Source organism: [Pantoea] beijingensis, from assembly GCF_022647505.1.
GTDB classification, from domain to species: domain Bacteria; phylum Pseudomonadota; class Gammaproteobacteria; order Enterobacterales; family Enterobacteriaceae; genus Erwinia; species Erwinia beijingensis.
On record NZ_CP071409.1, the window covers coordinates 3,651,916 to 3,670,460 of the forward strand.

At 50.5% G+C, this 18,545-nt stretch carries 19 protein-coding genes; 12 read left to right on the top strand and 7 right to left on the bottom strand.

From position 1 onward, the window contains the following. Nucleotide 1: 1 nt before the first annotated feature. Nucleotides 2-619, top strand: a complete 618-nt coding sequence (locus J1C60_RS16555; RefSeq protein ID WP_128175606.1) for a trimeric intracellular cation channel family protein — start codon at nt 2-4, stop codon at nt 617-619. 32 nt (nt 620-651) lie between these two features. On the opposite strand, the gene J1C60_RS16560 is transcribed toward J1C60_RS16555, so the two are convergent. From J1C60_RS16560 to J1C60_RS16570, 3 genes are all read right to left on the bottom strand, one after another. Beyond that, a complete protein-coding gene (locus tag J1C60_RS16560; RefSeq protein ID WP_128175608.1) occupies nt 652-1,155 on the bottom strand; it encodes a chromate transporter in 504 nt (167 codons plus the stop codon). A gap of 6 nt (nt 1,156-1,161) precedes the next feature. Further along, nucleotides 1,162-1,716, bottom strand: a complete 555-nt coding sequence (locus J1C60_RS16565) for a chromate transporter (protein ID WP_164877263.1) — start codon at nt 1,714-1,716, stop codon at nt 1,162-1,164. A gap of 93 nt (nt 1,717-1,809) precedes the next feature. Then, nucleotides 1,810-2,205: a VOC family protein gene (locus tag J1C60_RS16570; RefSeq protein WP_128175612.1), complete on the bottom strand. Its 396-nt coding sequence runs from the start codon at nt 2,203-2,205 to the stop codon at nt 1,810-1,812. 181 nt (nt 2,206-2,386) lie between these two features. On the opposite strand from J1C60_RS16570, the gene J1C60_RS16575 reads away from it, so the two are divergent. The 5 genes from J1C60_RS16575 (at nt 2,387) to J1C60_RS16595 (ending at nt 7,961) form a co-directional block, all read left to right on the top strand. After that, complete coding sequence (locus J1C60_RS16575; RefSeq protein ID WP_128175614.1) at nt 2,387-3,169, top strand: IclR family transcriptional regulator; 783 nt, start codon at nt 2,387-2,389, stop codon at nt 3,167-3,169. A 283-nt stretch (nt 3,170-3,452) separates the two neighbouring features. After that, complete coding sequence (locus tag J1C60_RS16580) at nt 3,453-3,977, top strand: tripartite tricarboxylate transporter TctB family protein (protein ID WP_164877264.1); 525 nt, start codon at nt 3,453-3,455, stop codon at nt 3,975-3,977. A gap of 30 nt (nt 3,978-4,007) precedes the next feature. After that, on the top strand, nt 4,008-5,519 hold the full coding sequence (locus J1C60_RS16585; RefSeq protein WP_128175617.1) for a tripartite tricarboxylate transporter permease: 1,512 nt from the start codon (nt 4,008-4,010) through the stop codon (nt 5,517-5,519). Nucleotides 5,520-5,569: 50 nt separating this feature from the next. Beyond that, nucleotides 5,570-6,571 carry a Bug family tripartite tricarboxylate transporter substrate binding protein gene (locus J1C60_RS16590; protein ID WP_128175619.1) on the top strand — a complete coding sequence of 334 codons (1,002 nt, stop codon included), beginning with the start codon at nt 5,570-5,572 and terminating at the stop codon, nt 6,569-6,571. A 1-nt stretch (nt 6,572) separates the two neighbouring features. After that, nucleotides 6,573-7,961 (top strand): MmgE/PrpD family protein, encoded by a 1,389-nt coding sequence (locus J1C60_RS16595; protein WP_128175621.1) that lies wholly within the window; start codon nt 6,573-6,575, stop codon nt 7,959-7,961. Between the two features lie 121 nt (nt 7,962-8,082). On the opposite strand, the gene J1C60_RS16600 is transcribed toward J1C60_RS16595, so the two are convergent. The 3 genes from J1C60_RS16600 to J1C60_RS16610 form a co-directional block, all read right to left on the bottom strand. Next, on the bottom strand, nt 8,083-8,781 hold the full coding sequence (locus J1C60_RS16600; RefSeq protein ID WP_164877265.1) for a cyclase family protein: 699 nt from the start codon (nt 8,779-8,781) through the stop codon (nt 8,083-8,085). A 17-nt stretch (nt 8,782-8,798) separates the two neighbouring features. Beyond that, a complete protein-coding gene (locus J1C60_RS16605) occupies nt 8,799-10,118 on the bottom strand; it encodes an MFS transporter (protein WP_206612499.1) in 1,320 nt (439 codons plus the stop codon). A 647-nt stretch (nt 10,119-10,765) separates the two neighbouring features. Beyond that, entirely contained in the window at nt 10,766-11,170 is a 405-nt protein-coding gene (locus J1C60_RS16610) for a winged helix-turn-helix transcriptional regulator (RefSeq protein WP_128175625.1), read from the bottom strand. Between the two features lie 115 nt (nt 11,171-11,285). Here J1C60_RS16610 and namA point away from each other — a divergent pair, with 115 nt between their 5' ends. Beyond that, nucleotides 11,286-12,365 carry an NADPH dehydrogenase NamA gene (namA, locus tag J1C60_RS16615; RefSeq protein WP_128175627.1) on the top strand — a complete coding sequence of 360 codons (1,080 nt, stop codon included), beginning with the start codon at nt 11,286-11,288 and terminating at the stop codon, nt 12,363-12,365. Nucleotides 12,366-12,515: 150 nt separating this feature from the next. On the opposite strand, the gene J1C60_RS16620 is transcribed toward namA, so the two are convergent. Beyond that, nucleotides 12,516-13,277, bottom strand: coding sequence for a FadR/GntR family transcriptional regulator (locus J1C60_RS16620; protein WP_128175629.1), 762 nt, complete (start codon nt 13,275-13,277; stop codon nt 12,516-12,518). A 229-nt stretch (nt 13,278-13,506) separates the two neighbouring features. Here J1C60_RS16620 and J1C60_RS16625 point away from each other — a divergent pair, with 229 nt between their 5' ends. The 5 genes from J1C60_RS16625 to J1C60_RS16645 all read left to right on the top strand — a co-directional run bounded on the left by J1C60_RS16625 (nt 13,507) and on the right by J1C60_RS16645 (nt 18,508). After that, nucleotides 13,507-14,247, top strand: a complete 741-nt coding sequence (locus J1C60_RS16625) for an SDR family oxidoreductase (protein WP_128175631.1) — start codon at nt 13,507-13,509, stop codon at nt 14,245-14,247. A gap of 41 nt (nt 14,248-14,288) precedes the next feature. Continuing rightward, a complete protein-coding gene (locus J1C60_RS16630; RefSeq protein ID WP_128175633.1) occupies nt 14,289-15,131 on the top strand; it encodes a fumarylacetoacetate hydrolase family protein in 843 nt (280 codons plus the stop codon). Between the two features lie 50 nt (nt 15,132-15,181). Then, nucleotides 15,182-16,471: an L-fuconate dehydratase gene (locus J1C60_RS16635; protein ID WP_128175635.1), complete on the top strand. Its 1,290-nt coding sequence runs from the start codon at nt 15,182-15,184 to the stop codon at nt 16,469-16,471. A 260-nt stretch (nt 16,472-16,731) separates the two neighbouring features. Beyond that, nucleotides 16,732-17,721, top strand: coding sequence for a fatty acid desaturase (locus tag J1C60_RS16640; protein WP_128175637.1), 990 nt, complete (start codon nt 16,732-16,734; stop codon nt 17,719-17,721). Next, entirely contained in the window at nt 17,711-18,508 is a 798-nt protein-coding gene (locus J1C60_RS16645) for a phosphate/phosphite/phosphonate ABC transporter substrate-binding protein (RefSeq protein ID WP_128175639.1), read from the top strand. Before J1C60_RS16640 ends, J1C60_RS16645 begins: the two co-directional genes overlap by 11 nt. The last annotated feature ends 37 nt before the right edge of the window (nt 18,509-18,545 follow it).

The following is an 18,545-nucleotide window of genomic DNA, read 5'->3' on the forward strand; positions in this document are numbered from 1 at the left end:
GATGTTTCAACCGCTCCATTATTTAGATTTAACGGGTACCTTTATATTTGCCTTAAGTGGTGCAACGGTCGGTGTGCGTCAGGATTTTGATATATTCGGGGTATTTGTTCTGGCATTCACGACCGCTACGGGAGGAGGAATCATCCGCGATATTTGCATCGCCTCAGCCCCACCTGCTGGACTGGTCAGTAGCACTTATCTTATCGCCGTTTTTCTGGCAATATTTTGTGTGACGTTTCTACAAAAGATTATTTTATCTTTTACAAAATCAGCACTGTTTTTTGATGCTCTTGGGCTGGGATTTTTTGCAGCATTTGGCGCAAATAAAAGCTATCAATATACCGGAAATATTCAGATTTCCGTCATTCTTGGCTGCATCAGTGCCATCGGAGGAGGATGTCTCCGGGATATTTTGACCGGTCAGGTTCCCACTATTTTTAAACAGGAAATATACGCCAGTGCAGCTATCGTAGGTGCAGGTATTGAATTATTAGGCTCCACGAAATGTATCCCCCAATCTTATAGCATTTGGTTAGCTATTCTGACGTGTACCGCTATCCGCATGCTGGCGCTCAAATATCATATTCGGCTCCCCTCCATTCGTCACGATGGGCTGTAATGGTGATAGTTTATATCCACTTGTTCTTTTGATTAATAGCTGAAGAAGCCAACCCCAATAGCCAGTGCAATTCCGACCAGAGAAGGAAGTCGGAGCAGCAGCAGAAGTGCTCCGGCGGCAACCATCAGCATCCCCGTAAGATCCGTGGCAGCGTGGCTAACGAGTGAGGCACTGGAGGGGATCAGCACGGCGATTACCGCCAGACTGAGTGAAAACATCACCGCGCGAAAACGACGTAAATGGACTAAGCGGTTACGGATACGTTCGAGAATAATCACCAGGAAAGGAGGGACTATCAGCGCGATAACAGCAACACATGCCCCGTTAAACCCACCGATAAAATATCCTACCACCACCAGATATAAACCATTTGGACCCGGAGCGATATTGCCAATCGCCAGTGAGTGCAACAGTAAGGTATCCGCGGGTAAGCCGGCATTTTGCATCTGACCACGCAAAATAGGTAATGAACTTAATCCACCGAAACTGAGTATGCTCGCCAGAAAAATCACCCCGAAAAGATGCGATAGCGTCATGTTTCCTCACTTATCAGAATCTGTTTTATCAGATGAAGAAGAGGGCGAGTCAAACACAGCAGGAAAAAGTAGTGCCAGAAAGATAGCACTGGCCATCACGATCAGCGGATTATTCACCCAAAACGCCAGAGCGGTATAAACCAGGAGCACCAGCATAATCATGACAATACGCTGGCCGCGAAAAACATCGCGCATTAATTGCAACGTCAGTGCCACGGTAAAACCTGCCGCTGTCGCTACCACGGTATGTAAAGGACCGGCAACCGCCGGCAGATCGTGGATAACTTCATAAAGCCACGTTAGGCCGCAAGTAATCACCAGTGCGGGAGCCAGCAGTCCGGTTAAGGCCGCAAACATTCCGGGGATACCTGCAGCAATACGGCCAATAAGTAAGGCCTGCGCCAGGATACTAATCCCTGGCGTCAGGCGTGAAAGGACAAGAGTCGAAACAAATTGTCTTTCATCCATCCATTGATGGCGTAAGCACGCCTGCCGCATTGAAGCAATAGTGGCACTCCCGCCACCAAAAGCTGTACTACCAATGCGGGCAAACACTGCCATGACCAGCAACCAGTCGGATAAGGGGTGACGAGGCTGACGCTGGAGCTTTCGATCACCCCTTCCGCTTTTTACTTTAATGGTCATCCGGCAAACTTAATATTTCCAGCTACGCTCAACGGTAGCCACATCGATTTCAGCGCCATCCAGATCGAGAAATTTGAAGAATCGTGGAGGAACTTCTTGCTTATCTTCCCCGTAGATCTCAATGTTGAACTCTTTCAGGGCTTCAATAACGCCAGTGATATTATCAGTAGCGATACCGACGTGGTTGGTTCCCAATGTTCCTTGTTGCCATGGAACCGTCTCAACACGCTCATCCGGACACAGCAAAGAATAGTTCACTTCGCCGTCGCTCATATCAATCGCTTTCCCCGGATAATGCCCGGGGGTACGTACCGGTCCCAGGCGTTTAAAACCGAAGACTTTTTCATAAAATGTGGCTGTACGTTCGAGATCTTTGGTTACTACACCAATATGACGAATACGCATCCCGTTTCTCCTCTCTTTGCGCAATGTCTGATATAAGGAAACTTAGTCCTCAGTGAGGACACTTCCGATACTCGTATGCACTTTTAATCAAGTCAAGAGAAATGTTGCTTCTATGTGGACAACATCAATAAAAATTGACATTATTGTCTGCTATAAGGAATTTTAAACGCAGAGGTGTCCCGTGAGTGAAGAAAAAAATGCCAGTGAAGGCAGTTCCCCGAGTTATCCTATCTCATCCGTCGATAATGCTCTGCGACTGCTGCTGCTTTTTCGGGAACAGCAGAGTATGCGGCTAACCGATGCCTGTAATTATCTCAATGTCGCGCATTCCACCGCGCACCGGCTGTTGGCAATGCTTATCCATCGAGGCTTTGTTCGGCAGGATGCCAGCCGTGCCTACCGCCCGGGCCCAATGCTGATTGATATTGGGCTGGCAGTAGTACAGAAAATGGATGTCAGAACCCAGGCCCGACCTTTTTTGGAAAATCTGGGCACGCGATTTGGCGAAACTGTCCATCTGGTCACACTCGAAGGCAATCAGGTTCGCTATCTTGATTCCATTGAGAGCGACCGCGCTCTGCGAGTCATTGCGCGTACCGGTCAGATACTGCCGGCACACTGTACTTCAGCGGGTAAAGCATTGCTGGCTGAGCGGACCCCGGAACAGGTGCGAGCCCTGTATGTCGATGACGTATTGGTGGGACCGGCCACACGTTCAATCAAATCGTTTTCCGCACTTGAAAGTGCACTGGAAGACGTACGACAGCAGGGATATGCCACCAATTATGAAGAGAGCGAAGAAGGCGTTGGCTCTGTGGCAATTGCCCTGGTAAATGCCGCAGATCGGCCTGTGGCATCTATTGCCATCGCGGTACCTGTCACACGACTGGTGCCAGAAACTCAGACCAACCTGGTCAAAGCGCTGAAAGAAGTCCGCCAGCAATTTCGCGATCTGTCTGTCTGACGGAAAAGTGTGTCACTGATATCCCCTCTCTCAATCGTCGTCTGATGGGCGCTATATAGCGCCCTGATGCTGCCAAACAACTAAAAAAATTCCTTGCGTTCGAGATGCTATTTCAGCATCACCCGTTATCAGCTTCTCTTCTTTTTTTATGCAGAAAAGAAACGCTGGTCACATAGCGAGCAATTTTACGGCGTCATTTCTTGACACTCCACCGCTTATTTCTTATACCTCAGCAAATCATGTCTGCATTGGAGAAATTATGTCTGCTATACGGGGTGAACAAATGAATCGACAAGACGTGGTTCTGGGGATCGTGGTCGCGATTGTGGGTGCTATCGCCTTCGTACTCGCTTGCCAAATGCCTTTTTATGCGAACCAAATCCCTGGTCCCGGTTTTTTACCCCGGATTGTCTCTGGGGGGCTATTTCTGCTGGGTGGAATACTTGCTTTCCAGGGATATCGTCCGGGCGGACCAGAAGTAAGGGCAATTGGCTCAGTCCCCCCCGTGGAGCACGTTACGCACGGGAAACCGGGGCCAAAAGAGCCAAACGCCCCTTATATTCCCAGACGGACCATTGCGGTTTTTGCCGGCTATATTGTTGCGGTGCCATTACTCCCTGTTGTCGGTTTCGTCGTTACCGGCATGTTGCTGATGGCGTGGCTGCTTATTGTTGTTGAAAAACGCCGCGGCATTACCTCTTTTATCGCACTGCTGATCATTCCTGTGGCTATCTATTTCCTCTTCGTCCGGCTACTCGGTATCGCGCTACCTGTGGGGATGCTGCATCTGGGGATCCTCGGTATCTGACGTCAAAACTAATAAAGAGAGAAACTCACCATGTCTGTACTTTACAACCTGATGGAAGGTTTTGAGGGGGCCTTAACCCTGACAAACCTGATGTGGATAGTCGCGGGGGCGATGCTCGGTACGCTGATTGGTATTTTGCCCGGTCTGGGGAACCCAGCTGCAACCCTGGCTATCCTGCTTCCACTCACTCTACGACTGCCTCCCGCTACCGGATTGATCATGATGGCCGGGATTTATCATGGCGCAAAATTCGCCGGGGCAACGACTGCGATTTTGCTCAATATTCCCACGGAAACATCGTCGGTGGTGCTGTGTTATGACGGCCATGAGCTGGCTAAGCAAGGACGCGCCGGTGCCGCTATGGGAATGTCGGCAATTTCCGGCTTTATTGCCAGTACCATCGGCGTTATCGGTCTGACTTTTGCCGCGCCGCTGGCCGCCAAAATCGCCATTGATTTTGGCCCTCCAGAATTTGCCATGTTAATGGTGTTTGGTCTGTTACTGGTCGTATCAATGGCCGGGAAATCTCCCGTTAAGGGGCTGATCTCCATGCTGACCGGCCTGCTGGTTGCCAGCGTCGGTGTCGATATCTTCACCGGTGGCGAGCGCTTTACCTTCGGCAGCATCAACTTATATGACGGGATCGAATTCCTGATCCTGACACTTGGCCTGTTCGCCATTAGTGAAGTGTTGATCAACACCGGCAAAAATATGAAGCAAAGCAAACCGTTGGATACACCGAAGCGGTTTCGCGATTACCTGCCAACACGAGATGATTTCAAACGTTCACGGTTAGCCATTCTGCTCGGTTCGATCGTCGGTTTCTTTATCGGGGCGTTGCCCGGTGGCGGTTCGACCATCGCCTCGTTCGTTTCTTACGCACTGGTAAAAAATACCTCTAAAGAGCCTGAGCGCTTTGGACACGGGGCCATCGAAGGCGTTGCTGGTCCTGAAGCAGCCAATAACTCCGAATCTGGCGGCACAATGATCCCGCTGCTCAGTCTGGGCTTACCGGGTAGTGCCAGTACGACCGTGATGTTGGCCGCTCTGTTGCTGTATGGCATCCAGCCAGGCCCACTGCTGTTCACCAGCCACCCGGAAATCGTCTGGCCGGTCATTGCCAGTCTTTATCTGGGAACCATTGTTCTATTGGTTCTGAATCTGCCAATGATCCCAGTATGGGTACAAATCCTTCGTATTCCTTATTGGCTGCTGTATCCGGTCATCATGATTCTGGCCGTTGTCGGCGCCTATAGCGTACGCAGTTCCATCTTCGATGTATGGCTGCTAATGGGATTCAGTGCATTTGGTTATATGTTTCGTCGACTGGGCATACCCGCGGCACCGATGCTAATGGCATTTGTGCTTGGCCCGGAAGCCGAAAGCTCTATCCGTCAGTCGTTAATGCTGTCCAACAACCGAATTTCTATTTTTATTGAACGCCCGATCTCTGGCGGCATTCTGGTGGCCATCATTCTGTTGATTGCCTTTGCGGTTTATAGCCGTACCAAACACCGCCGCAAGGCGATGGCAGCCAGTTAAACGATAAATACTTAGCCGGCCCCATAGAGGAGAACCGGCATACGGGAGCAATGATGAAAACCAAAAAGTTGTCACGTCTGGCATGGCTTGCCGCCATGACCCTATTTTCCCTGTCGCTGACGGCCTGCGATAAAAAGGAAAATGCTAACGTTCCTGATAATGTTCAGGTCGTGGTTGATACCGGGCCTGGAGGCGGTAGTGATATCTTCGCACGTCAGGTACTGAAAATCGCTCAGCAGACCCATATCCTTACCGGAAACTGGCCAGTACTCTCCAAACCACAAGGTGGCGGTTTGGCAGCCATGAATTTCCTGGCGGAGCGCCCTGGCGATCCTAATTATATTTCCGCGTTCACCTCCAAATGGGTGTCCACTGGCCTGACGGCTGATAATAAGGAAGCGGCTACGGTCGATAAACTCACCGTTATCGCCATGATCGCCGATGAGCAGCAGGTGGTCGCCGTCTCAGCGAAATCGCCTTACAAGAATTTTGCAGATTTTATCGCCGATGCAAAACAACATCCGGGACAGCTGGTACAGGTTGGGGGGGCTTTTCAGTCCGTCGATAACCTGGCCTCACTGCAAATCCAGAAAAATACCGGAACCAGCTGGAAATACCTCTCTTTTGCTGATGCCGGGCCGCGCGTTACCGCGCTGCTACGCGGTGATGCGCAGGTCATGATCGGTGCGCAAAACGACTTTTCCGAGCAGGTTGCAGCGGGCCAGTTGAGGATCATCGGCGTGCTCAGTAACGCCCGTAATAAACAATTCTCAGATGTTCCCACACTGCTGGAACAAGGGATCCCGATGGAGGGTATTCCTGAAGAATTGCAGTTCCGCGGCATCGCCGCACCTCCAGGCATCAGCCCTGAAGCCGTTGCCTGGTATCAGAATATTTTCAGCAAGCTGGTAAAAACCCCGGAATGGCAGAAATACATGGAAGAAGAAGGCAGTAAAACGCAATACGTTACCGGCGATGAGCTGAAGCAAAAGATGTCTGAATACACAAGTGATATTACAAAACTGGTCACATTGCTGAAGGAAAAACACTAACATGACTGAGCTCACGTCCGAGATTACACAAACGAGTCAACTGGGTCATTTTGCATCATCACTCTCTTGGGAAAATTTACCCCCGGAGGTGATCCATTATGCTAAACGGGCCTTAGTAGACTGGAGCGCAGCTGCGCTGGCAGGTGCCAGCCAGCCGGGGGCACTAAAAGTTCAGCAAGTGCTTGCGGGCCTGGGGCAAGACGGTGTCGCCTCTATTGTCGGCACGCCACTGACGACCTCCGCGCCTTATGCCGCACTGGGCAACGCGTACGCTTCGCATTTGCTGGATTACGATGATGTTTTTAACCCCATCGAAACAACCATTCATCTCAGTTCCTGCTTGTGGCCAGCGATCCTGGCCATCGGCCAGCTACGCCATTTGAGTGGACAAGATGTACTCACCGCATATGTCGCCGGTTTTGAAACCGGAGCACGCGTGGCGAGGGCCGCCGGCCCAAGCCATTACCAAAGTGCCTGGCACGTAACCGGAACCATGGGACACGTAGCGGCGGCAGCGGCGGCGGCAAATGCGTTAAAACTATCCACAGAAGCGGCAACTCATGCCCTGGGTTGCAGCGCGACCCAGGCCGCAGGTATTCGTGAAGTTTATGGAAGTGATACCAAAGCACTGCATCCGGCTAAAGCAGCAATGGATGGGGTACTTTCCGCGCTGCTGGCCGAGGCGGGCTTTACGTCTACCGATACCGCAATTGAAGGTCAGCGAGGTTTGCTCCGTGCCGTTAGCCTTGATCCCAATATGGCGCTGCTCACCGAAGGATTAAATACGCTGTGGCACCTGCCTGAAAACGGTAACAAACTTTATCCTACCGCCTCACTCACGCATGCAGCCATTGAAGCGGCTACCGCCGCAGCCGAAGATATGGGTAAAGGACGCGATGTCATACGCATCGACATTCGTCTGCATCCTTTCTCGGCTGCCGTTACTGCGTTAGCCCATCCCCTAACCGGATCGGAAGCCAGATTTAGCACGCCATACTGTATTGCGGTTGCATTAACGCGTCATGGATTAGGATTAGGGGATTTTGGTGACGAGACCATCAACGATCCTGAAGTAACACGCCTCTGCTCGTTGGTGAATATCATCTCGGACGCGAACATGGACAAACGTGGCTGTCAGTTAACGCTGCATTGGGCGGATGGCACGCTCTCTAACTATCATGTGGAACGCAACCAGGGAACCGCGGCAATGCCGCTTACCGACAATAAATTAACCCATAAATTGCTGGACGCTATTGGACCAGTAATGGATCAGCAGCAGGCAATGGCCTTGATTGAACAGTGCTGGACGCTGGAACAAGTGAACGATATTAATTCCCTGGTACAGAAACTGTCTGGCGTCCGTAACGCGGCTACAGCCACTGCAGTTTAATCAACAGGATAACCCCAGTAATCATCAACACCCGGCCCCACGCCGGGGAATGACCACATCACAGGGGAATAAACGGGCAGGCAACCTGACCCGTTTTTTACTTTCCATCAAGCGAATATAATTAGTGCTCTATTAATGCGACGGCCCGTATCGGCGAAGCCGAACCGCCTTTTATCTTCAATGGCATGGCAAGAAAGATAAACTGATTAGGCAAGTCACGCAGTTGCGTCAGATTTTCAATGATTAAAATATTACGATTCAGGAAAACATCATGTGCTGGATAGCCTTCGTGTACGAAGGCATCGATCGTCATCACATCGGTGCCCACCGCGCGTATCCCTTTGTCTGCAAGGTACATTGCGGCTTCGCGGGATAGCCCCGGCCAGTCTTTTAAGAAAGCAAGGTGATTAGGCCGTAGCGCCCAGCGATCTTCATAACCGGTATAGAAAATCACGATATCATCAGCCTGAATCGCTCGATTCTCTTTTTCCCATTGCTCAATATGCTGACGCGGCAGTGAACTGCTGGCGGGCGCACCGGACATATCAATTTTCACCGCCTGACTGAACAGATTTAATGGCGCAATGTGATCAATCGTCTCGCCATCTGGAACAAAGTGAGCGGGTGCATCAACATGAGTGCCACAATGCTCTCCCAACGTAATCTGGTTAAGAAATGCCTCATCTCCTTTATGTAATGATTCAATGCCATTCATAAAGAAGCGAGGATGCGTTGGCCATACGGGCATATCTTCTTCCAGCGCATGTGTAAGATCCACAATGCGATAAGTGTTTAACAGGTCAAGAATACTGCTGTTCATCCCAGAAACCTCGTCAATTAATGAACCGATTTTATTACCGTCTCTTTCACCAAATAGAGTGGAATGCATCCCACCACTAACACGGCGGCGATCACCAAATAATGGGCAGTGAAACCAAAGTCGGTAATGATCCACCCCGCCACAGGTGCCACCAGGAAACCCGCGCTACCCACGGCCAGACCAATCATCAATCCCATGCTGGATGCCGCTGTTTTCGGTGCCGAATCAATCAAAAGGGCATAAACAACGGGAAAAGGAGAATTACGAAACAGCCCCCATGCGATCAGGATTATCCAGCCACTTGTTGCCGAAGTGATAAAGTTGCACGCTAGCGTTGCGATAATCCAGCCTGCCGTGATAATCCACAGGCACATCTTCCTGCCCTGCATATCAGAAAAACTCCCCCAGCCAATTTGCCCAATCCAGCCGGTAATACCTGACGCACCTGAAATCACCGCTGCGGTCGCCAAACTGAGCCCCACTTCCTGGGTAAGCTGTAACGTCAGGAATGTTGATATCCCCATCTCTGCCCAGATAAAACAGAAGATAATGGCAATAGCCGCCAGGCAGTTACGATTTTTCAAGCACGACAGTCCGTTAAGCAGCGATTGCCTGAAGGATGGACGCGCATATTGGCTGACATCATCGGGGGGAGTCATCCCCTTTTCTTCTATCCAGCTGTATACCTTGTCCTGACGCTTTTTTGTTGCAATACAGAGCTGAATAATAATGATGGGTATCCCCAACAGTGGGATAAACAGAAACGCATTTCGCCATGATGAAGTAAGCGCAATGACCAGCCCAATGAGCACCGGTCCGATAAATTGCCCCAGGGGAAAACCGGTATGGTGCACGCCAAGCGCAAAACCACGGTTCTCTTTTTGCCACCATTCACCGATTAAAGCGACATTGATCGGTTCCGATCCACCGCTGCCGAGTCCCATAAAAACACGAAGCGCCTGGAACAGGCCATAAGAACGGCTAAAAGCGCTGGCAACACCGGCAACAATTTCAATTAATACAGCGATAATCCAGCTATAAGCACGCTTATAGCCAGTCCCGATATAATCGGAAGCGAAGCCAAGGATCAGCGCACCGAGGAACGTTCCGACAAAACTCAATGAATTAAGCCAACCAGCCTGCACGGTGGTTAAATGAAATTCCTGGATGATGGCGGGCATAAGCGTTGGCAAAATCAAACGATCGACGGAGTTCATCAGGATTGCCAGCGTCGTCACCAACAGCATCAGCCATGATATTGGATGCGCGCGTGGCAGGAATTTGAACAGACCTTTTTTGACTGAAACCGTCGCGTCTTTTTCTATTACGTTACTCATAAAATCCCTCGCGTTGATTCAAGGCGCCGTACCGCGCTAAACAAGCAGGCAAGTTGAATATCATTAGCGACATCCGCTGGCATATCCCCATATACAATGAATATGCGCTGCTACTTACGTTTGCCGGTATTTTTAATTTTTCTGCACTTAGCGTGAGTCATGATTCGCTGGTCTTTATGACACCTCCCCGCACGGCCGACGTCATATGCCTATTGCGGTGAAACGGTCCGGATAATCATTGCCTCGTTTTATTAAACAAAGGCTTTTTTTAATTAACACGTCCAGGAGATTATGATTATCCAATGCCCTTAAAGGACTAATGGTCAGGCCATTTAGGTGGCAAATTGTCCCGCATTAGCGGGCGTTATCATATTCTTCAGCGATACCGCGTACAGAGTTACACTAATGTTAACAACGTAAAGCTAACGACACTTTTTGTTAACCAGTTGATTACATCAAACCGATGGCATTGCCAAACAGCGAAATGAAAAAATGTATGCTGAACCGATTAAACCGCCAAAAAAAGTAACGAATAGGCTTGAGGCAGGAACCTGGATGCTTCAGGGCAGATGTTTATCCTCTGAATAATCCAGGCCGCAGTAAGAAAGGGGAAACCAGCAATAAATGAGGCAGGTTTCATTGCCTCATTACACTTGTTCCTGTTCTTCAAGGGTAGTTTTCAGCGCGTCCAGATCCTCTTCCATCGCCGTTTTCATACCTCTTCTTTCGAGCCATTTTCTACCCCAGAAACTTAGCTCCAGCATTAGCCCGTTGAGTTCTTTGCCTTCGTCACTCAGCGAGTATTCAACCTTGGGTGGAACCACAGGATAGACCTGACGAATGACAAGGCCATCTTCCTCAAGCTCACGGAGCTGTTTGGTCAGCAGCCGATGATTAATGCTAACTAAATGACGTTGAAGCTCACTGAAGCGCAGCGTACCATCCTTGAACAGATGATAAAGGATAACGCCCTTCCATTTGCCCCCCATGATGTGCAGAGCTGCTTCCATCGAGCAGCCAGGAGCCGATCCATAATTCCTCAGTTTTTTCATAATGACTCCTTAGTTACCTTTAGGTACGTATGGGACTTTTTTTATCGTATACACAATTATTGTTCATATGTTACTTTGGCTGGGTCAAATATCAACCACTTTTCGGAGTAAAAAAATGTCAGCGTTATTGTTTGAACCCATCACTATCAATGGCACCACATTCCGTAATCGTATCGCTATGTCGCCAATGTGCATGCATTCTGCTTCTGCCGATGGCCATGTGAATGATTTTCACGTCATCCACTACGGTGCTCGCGCGTTAGGTGGTGCAGGCCTTGTTATACTGGAAACCGCATCCGTTTTGCCTAATGGCCCTATCGGCCCCGGCGATATCGGGATCTGGAGTGACAGCCATATCGAGGGTCTGAAACGTGTAACGGATGCTATCCATCGTTTTGGCGCGAAAGCCGGCGCACAAATTGGTCATGCGGGACGCCAACTGGGTCTTGATAACGTGCAATCAATTGCACCTTCAGCTGTGCCTTTTACACCAGAATCTCGCGTACCACAGGAAATGAGCATTGCTCAAATCAAAGAAGTTATTGAAGCATTCCGTCAGGGTGCACGACGTGCACGTGAAGCGGGCTTTGACGTGATTGAGATACACGGCGCTCATGGCTATCTGCTCAATCAGTTCCTTTCTCCGTTGGCAAACAAACGCAGTGATGAGTACGGCGGCAGCGTAGAAAACCGTTATCGTATTGTACGCGAAGTGATCGACGTCGTGCGCAGCGAATGGCAGGGCCCACTGTTCCTGCGAATTTCATCAACTGACTACGCAGAAGGTGGCAACCGCCCAGAAGATTTCCTGGTTTACGGGAAATGGATGAAAGAACAAGGCATCGACCTGCTCGATTGTTCATCAGGCGGCATTGCGATGGTCCAGGTTAACACCTACCCTAACTACCAGGTGCCGGCAGCAGAGTTACTGCGACGTGAACTGGGTATTAAAACAGGTGCAGTCGGCCTGATTGAAACAGGACGCCAGGCAGAAGAAATTTTACAAAACCAGCGTGCCGATATCGTACTTGTAGGACGCGAGATGCTGAAAGACCCCTTCTGGGCACGCACCGCCGCGGACGATCTGCACGTTGAAATGCCTGTCCCGCCGCAATACACCCGTTATGGCTCGGCATGGCAGCGTTCTCAGCCCAAACTGCCTGCCGTTGCGCTTGAAGCGACCGTAGAGCAATAATCACCAAATTCGCGTTCGCTGAGTTAAAACGAGGGACGTCAGCGAACGTGGAGCCATGGATGGCACCAAAAACACAGAGCGTGCTTTTGAACCGTACTCTGATGCGGGCCCCGCAGGCAACGCAGCCTGGCTAAGTGCATATCCCCTGAACTAACTCCGTCCGAAAATAGCAATAACTGCATCCATATGCTCTTTCATCGCCTTTTTAGCCGCCCGAGGATCGCGCGCCTCCAGCGCATTGAGGATCGCCAGGTGCTCAATTTCAGAACGATGAGGCATATCCTGTGGCGCATAATGCAACTGCAGTGCACGAAACATGGTGCCGTAACGATGTCCCAGCAGATGCGCAATAATAAAGGCATACGCCGGATTACCGCTAGCCTGAGCAATTCGGATATGGAACAGCCGGTCTCCGGGATGTGTTGCCGATCCCTGACGGTTATCGCGGCAGTTCTGTTCATATGCCTGCCGGATAGCGGCTAGTTCTTCTGGTGATGCATGTCGCGCCGCCAGTGCGGCAGTTTCAGGCTCAAGTAAACGCCGGGTTTGTAACAGTGAAAAAGGAGGCAGTTCGGCCGTGAAATCCAGCTCAATATTCAGCTCGTCATCCACATCCACCCACTGATTGCGCCCAGCTCTCGCCATCACCGGCTCCTGCGACACAGCGGTAGGCTGCGGTGATGACTCACGCACAATTACCCCGTTACCGACGCGAACATCAACCAGTCCGATCACCTCCAGCGCGATCAAAGCTTCGCGAACCGATGCCCGACTTACCTGCAGTTGGCTGGCCAGTTCACGTTCAGCCGGTAAGCGGCTGCCTGGTGGAAATTCCTTATTATCGATTAACGTTTTAAGCTGATCGGCTATTTGCCTGTAAATCCTTGGATTTTCTAATTTCTTTATCGGCATATTTCACCTGCGGCATTTTATTAATTAAGCGATTCAGCTGGCATTTATGCGACAAAAATCTTGCTGATTTGCATGAGTCATGTAATGAATTAGTTAAATACAAAAAAGCATTCAATAGGGTATTCATCAAGCATCTTAGCAAAAAGAATCTGGCGTAAAGCGCTTTTTTTTCGCCACTAATGGACTGACCATTAGACCGTAATACTCTCAAATCACTCCAGGAGCAAGCATGAACCTGACAGGTAAAAAAGTATTGATCACCGCCGCCGGACAAGGGATCGGTTTTAATACCGCAACCCTTTTTGCCAGCCATGGTGCTGAGGTCATCGCTACCGATATCAATATTGACGCGCTCAGCGGTATTCAGGGTATTGAGGCTCGCGTGCTGGATGTTACCAATGCACAAGCTATCGAGGCGACCGCGAAAACCATCGGCCCAATCGATGTCCTCTTCAACTGTGCAGGCGTGGTACACAGCGGCGATATCCTTACCTGTAGCGAACGTGAATGGCAGTTTGCGCTCGATCTCAACGTTACCGCGATGTTCCATACTATTCGTGCTTTTTTACCCGCGATGCTGGAACGTAATCGTGGCTCAATCATCAATATGTCTTCGGTAGCGTCAAGCATTAAAGGTGTACCAAACCGCTTTGCTTACAGCGCCTCAAAAGCAGCCGTTATTGGCCTGACCCGCTCGGTCGCCGCCGATTACGTTACCCAAGGTATCCGCTGTAACGCGATTTGTCCCGGTACGGTGGAATCCCCTTCCCTACGCCAGCGTATTGCCGTCCAGGCGGCGACTGAGGGCCGTAGTGAAGAGGAGGTTTACAACGCTTTTGTCTCACGTCAGCCCATTGGCCGCATCGGAAAAACGGAAGAAATCGCGCAACTGGCGCTTTACCTCGCCTCAGATGCAAGCTCCTTTACTACCGGCACAATCAATATTATTGATGGCGGCTGGAGCAACTAACGCCCACCTTATCCGCTTTATATCAACACAAGGATTTTCAGATGAAATTGTTACGTTACGGACCCGCAGGTAAAGAACGCCCGGCCTTACTGGACGAGAATGGCACGCTGCGCGATCTCTCCGCACACATCAACGATATCAGCGGTGAGTTTTTAAATCCTGCAGCGCTGGATAGCCTGCGCCAGTTGGATCCAAACAGTTTACCGATCGTTGAGGGGCAACCGCGTATCGGTGCCTGCGTTGGGCAGATCGGAAAATTTATCTGCATTGGTCTGAACTACGCCGATCATGCTGCGGAAACTGGCGCTGAGATCCCCAAAGAACCGATTATTTTCAATAAATGGACCAGCGCCATCGTTGGACCCAATGACGATGTAGAAATCCCCCGCGATTCGGTAAAAACCGACTGGGAAGTAGAACTTGGCATCGTCATCGGCACGGGCGGGCGTTATATCAGCGAAGCTGATGCCATGTCACACGTGGCGGGTTATTGCGTAATTAACGATGTGTCAGAACGCGAATTTCAGACAGAACGCGGAGGCACCTGGGATAAGGGAAAAGGCTGTGACACCTTTGGACCTACCGGGCCATGGCTGGTGACCGCGGATGAAATTCCTAATCCACATCAGTTGAATATGTGGCTCGAGGTCGATGGTAAACGCTACCAGAACGGCAGTACCAGCACCATGATATTCAAAGTTCCGGAACTCGTCAGCTACCTGAGCCGCTTTATGAGTCTGCAAGCGGGTGACGTTATTTCTACCGGTACGCCCCCTGGCGTGGGGATGGGCCAAAAGCCCCCGGTATATCTACGTGCCGGACAGGTAATGCGTCTGGGTATCGAGGGGTTAGGCGAGCAGTGCCAAAAAACCATACAGGCTTAGCCACCATTTTATCCTAAAGACAATGACCTTAAGATACTGGAGCGTGGCACATGACCACTATCACAGCATTACGTGTTGAAGACATACGCTTCCCAACGTCGTTGGCGCTTGATGGCTCAGATGCCATGAATCCCGATCCCGACTACTCAGCCGCGTATGTGATTTTAGAAACGGATAACAGTGCCCTGCGGGGTCACGGCCTGACGTTTACCATTGGTCGTGGTAACGAGGTCTGCTGTGCTGCTATCAGCGCCCTGGAACATTTAATTGTCGGGCGTCGCCTTGCTGATATTACCGCTGATATGGGCAAGTTCTGGCGTGAGTTTACTAACGATAGCCAACTACGCTGGATTGGTCCCGATAAAGGCGCTATCCACCTGGCTACCGGTGCAGTCGTTAATGCAGTATGGGATCTGTGGAGTAAAGCCGCAGGTAAACCCCTGTGGCGACTGGTTGCCGATATGTCGCCCGAGGAACTGGTGCGCTGTATTGATTTTCGCTATATCACTGACTGCATTACGCCAGAAGAAGCGCTCACGTTGCTACAACAACGGGCAGACAATAAAGCACAGCGCATTGAAAAACTGCTGGCCGAAGGCTTTCCCTGCTATACCACTTCAGCAGGCTGGCTTGGCTATCCGGATGAAAAACTACGCCGTCTCTGCCAAGAGGCCGTGGATGCTGGCTTCAATTATCTGAAACTAAAAGTAGGACGTGACCTGGAAGATGATATTCGCCGGGTACGTATTGCTCGTGAAGTTATTGGTCCCGATCGTAAGTTAATGATCGATGCCAATCAGGTGTGGGAAACCAACGATGCTATTCCCTGGGTTAAGGCACTGGCCTTTGCTAATCCGTGGTTTATCGAAGAGCCCACCAGCCCGGATGATATTGAAGGACATCGCCGCATTCGTCAGGCCGTTGCACCTGTAAAGGTCGCAACCGGTGAAATGTGCCAGAACCGCATTATGTTCAAGCAGTTCATCATGCGGGAAGCCATTGATGTGGTACAAATTGATGCCTGCCGGATGGGGGGGGTTAATGAGGTTCTGGCCGTCATGTTGATGGCGGCGAAATATCAACTGCCGGTCTGTCCGCATGCGGGCGGAGTGGGATTGTGCGAATACGTTCAGCATCTGTCGATGATCGATTATCTGTGTATCGCTGGCACTCACGAAGGCCGGGTTATCGAATATGTTGACCACCTGCACGAACACTTTGTCGAACCTTGCGTGATTAACGGAGCGGCATACATGCCACCACAGGCGCCGGGATTCTCGATCGAGATGTATGCTTCTTCCATTGAGAAATATCGCCATCACGCCAGCCCGGTATCCTGAAGAACCGCGAGCGGCTACAGAGTGGGATGCGCTTGCTCCCACTCATTGAGAGCCACACAATCGTGTTTTCTCTGATATGAACGTGCTCCCTATCTGACAGAGGCGTAATGGCCTCTGTTTTTTATTGTCAGGGGGCCTGACGCATAATAAGCATAGCTATTTTTCTGCAAAGCAATGCTTATTAAATACGTTGTGATTTGTTGCTATCCCCTTCATTTTTGTCACTTATTAAGAATAATAGTGATAGAGAATGGTGGATCGTGACAGCCAAAAAAGGTGCATCTTATTTACATCAGTCACAGCGTGAAGATATTCATCAATTATCACAGTCCTGGCTCTGGCGCAGTGAACTCCCCACATGGCTATTACTGCCGATCATTTACGGCGGCTGGTTCGTTACCCTGGCATACTGGAAAGCACTAGGCCTTCTCCCCGCGACGCTATTACTTCTGTGGTTTACCACTTGGTATATGTCGTTGCAGCATGAATTAATCCACGGGCACCCCACGCGTTCACCGCGATTTAATCAGTTGCTGGGACTGATGCCGCTGGCTATCTGGTATCCCTTTGGTTTGTATCGTGACGCCCACCTGCAACATCATCGCGAACAATATCTGACACATCCCGATGAAGACCCGGAAACCTACTACTTTTCTGACGAGCGCTGGCAACGTTTTCCGCGCTGGCAGCAACGGATTATCACCATCAGGAATACCCTGCCCGGCCGGGTGATACTTGGCCCGACATTTGATATTGTTCAGACGCTGGGCACTATGGTTGTCGCGTTTCGTCAGCGCGACCGACGTGCCATTATCATGTGGCTCATTCATGGCGCATTGTTGCTGTTGGTCCTACAGTGGATACATCACTGCGATTTTTCAGTATGCTATTTTTTACTGGCCGTCAGTTATCCGGCTCTGAGCCTGACCAAAATTCGTTCTTTTCTTGAGCATCGCGCAGCGGATGATCCACAGGCGCGATCGGTTATCACCGAAGCCTCATGGCCGTGGCGCCTGCTGTTTCTTAATTTGAATTATCACGCAGTGCACCATAATCTACCGGGCGTTCCCTGGTTTGCGTTGCGTAAAGTTTATCTCAGGTATCGCGAGGAATACTTGCAATTAAATCAGCGGTTTGTAGCCCATGGATATCGTGAATGGCTACGCCGATTTCTGTTTACGCCAGTGGATGTCAAGATTCACCCGATGACTTTACGCGCGCAAAAGGCTGTCGATGCTGATGAGAACTAATGTTGCATTACCCATGTATGCCGTTATCCCTGCGGATGTCGAGGCATTGTGGCTGGCACTGAGGGAGAGGCTGGCAGAGTCCAGGATTGTTGAAAACAATCTGCCATTACGGTGGCCCGATGATTTGCTTGTACACTGGCAGGATCCAACGTTACTCCTGAGCCAAACCTGCGGCTATCCTTTAGTGACTCGCCTGCCTGACGTACAACTTATCGGTTGCTTTCATTATGCTGCGCCTGGCTGTGAAGGGATACATTACCGTAGCGTCCTGGTAGCCAGAGAGGCGGATCCGGGGACCACACTGGCGGATTTCAGACATCGTCGGGTCATATGTAACAGCGCAGATTCACAATCAGGTTATAACGCATTGCGTATGGTGGTTGCGCCATTAAGCCAACAGGGACACTTTTTTGAGACGGTACTTTTTAGCGGGAGTCACCGGCAATCCTTGCTTGCAGTTCAGCAAGGTACAGCGGATATTGCGGCAATTGATTGTGTCACCTTTGCTCTGCTGCAACGCCATTCTCCACAGACTATTCGGCAGCTAAAAATTATTGGCCAAACACCAGCGACGCCGGGGTTACCCTTGATTACTGGCCCCGAAACATCCGCCACCGCGCTTGCTACGTTACGCGACGCCCTTCGCCAGATAGCCAATAGCCCCGAGTATTATCACCTTCGCGCCCCGCTTCTGATCAACGGGTTCAGCGAGGTCGATCGTCAGCAATATGATGTCATCCTGCAATGGCAACAATGTGCTGCCGACATTGGGGTGCGGGAATTATAAGCAGATTACTGTCTGTATCCGCTATTATCTGAGGTCA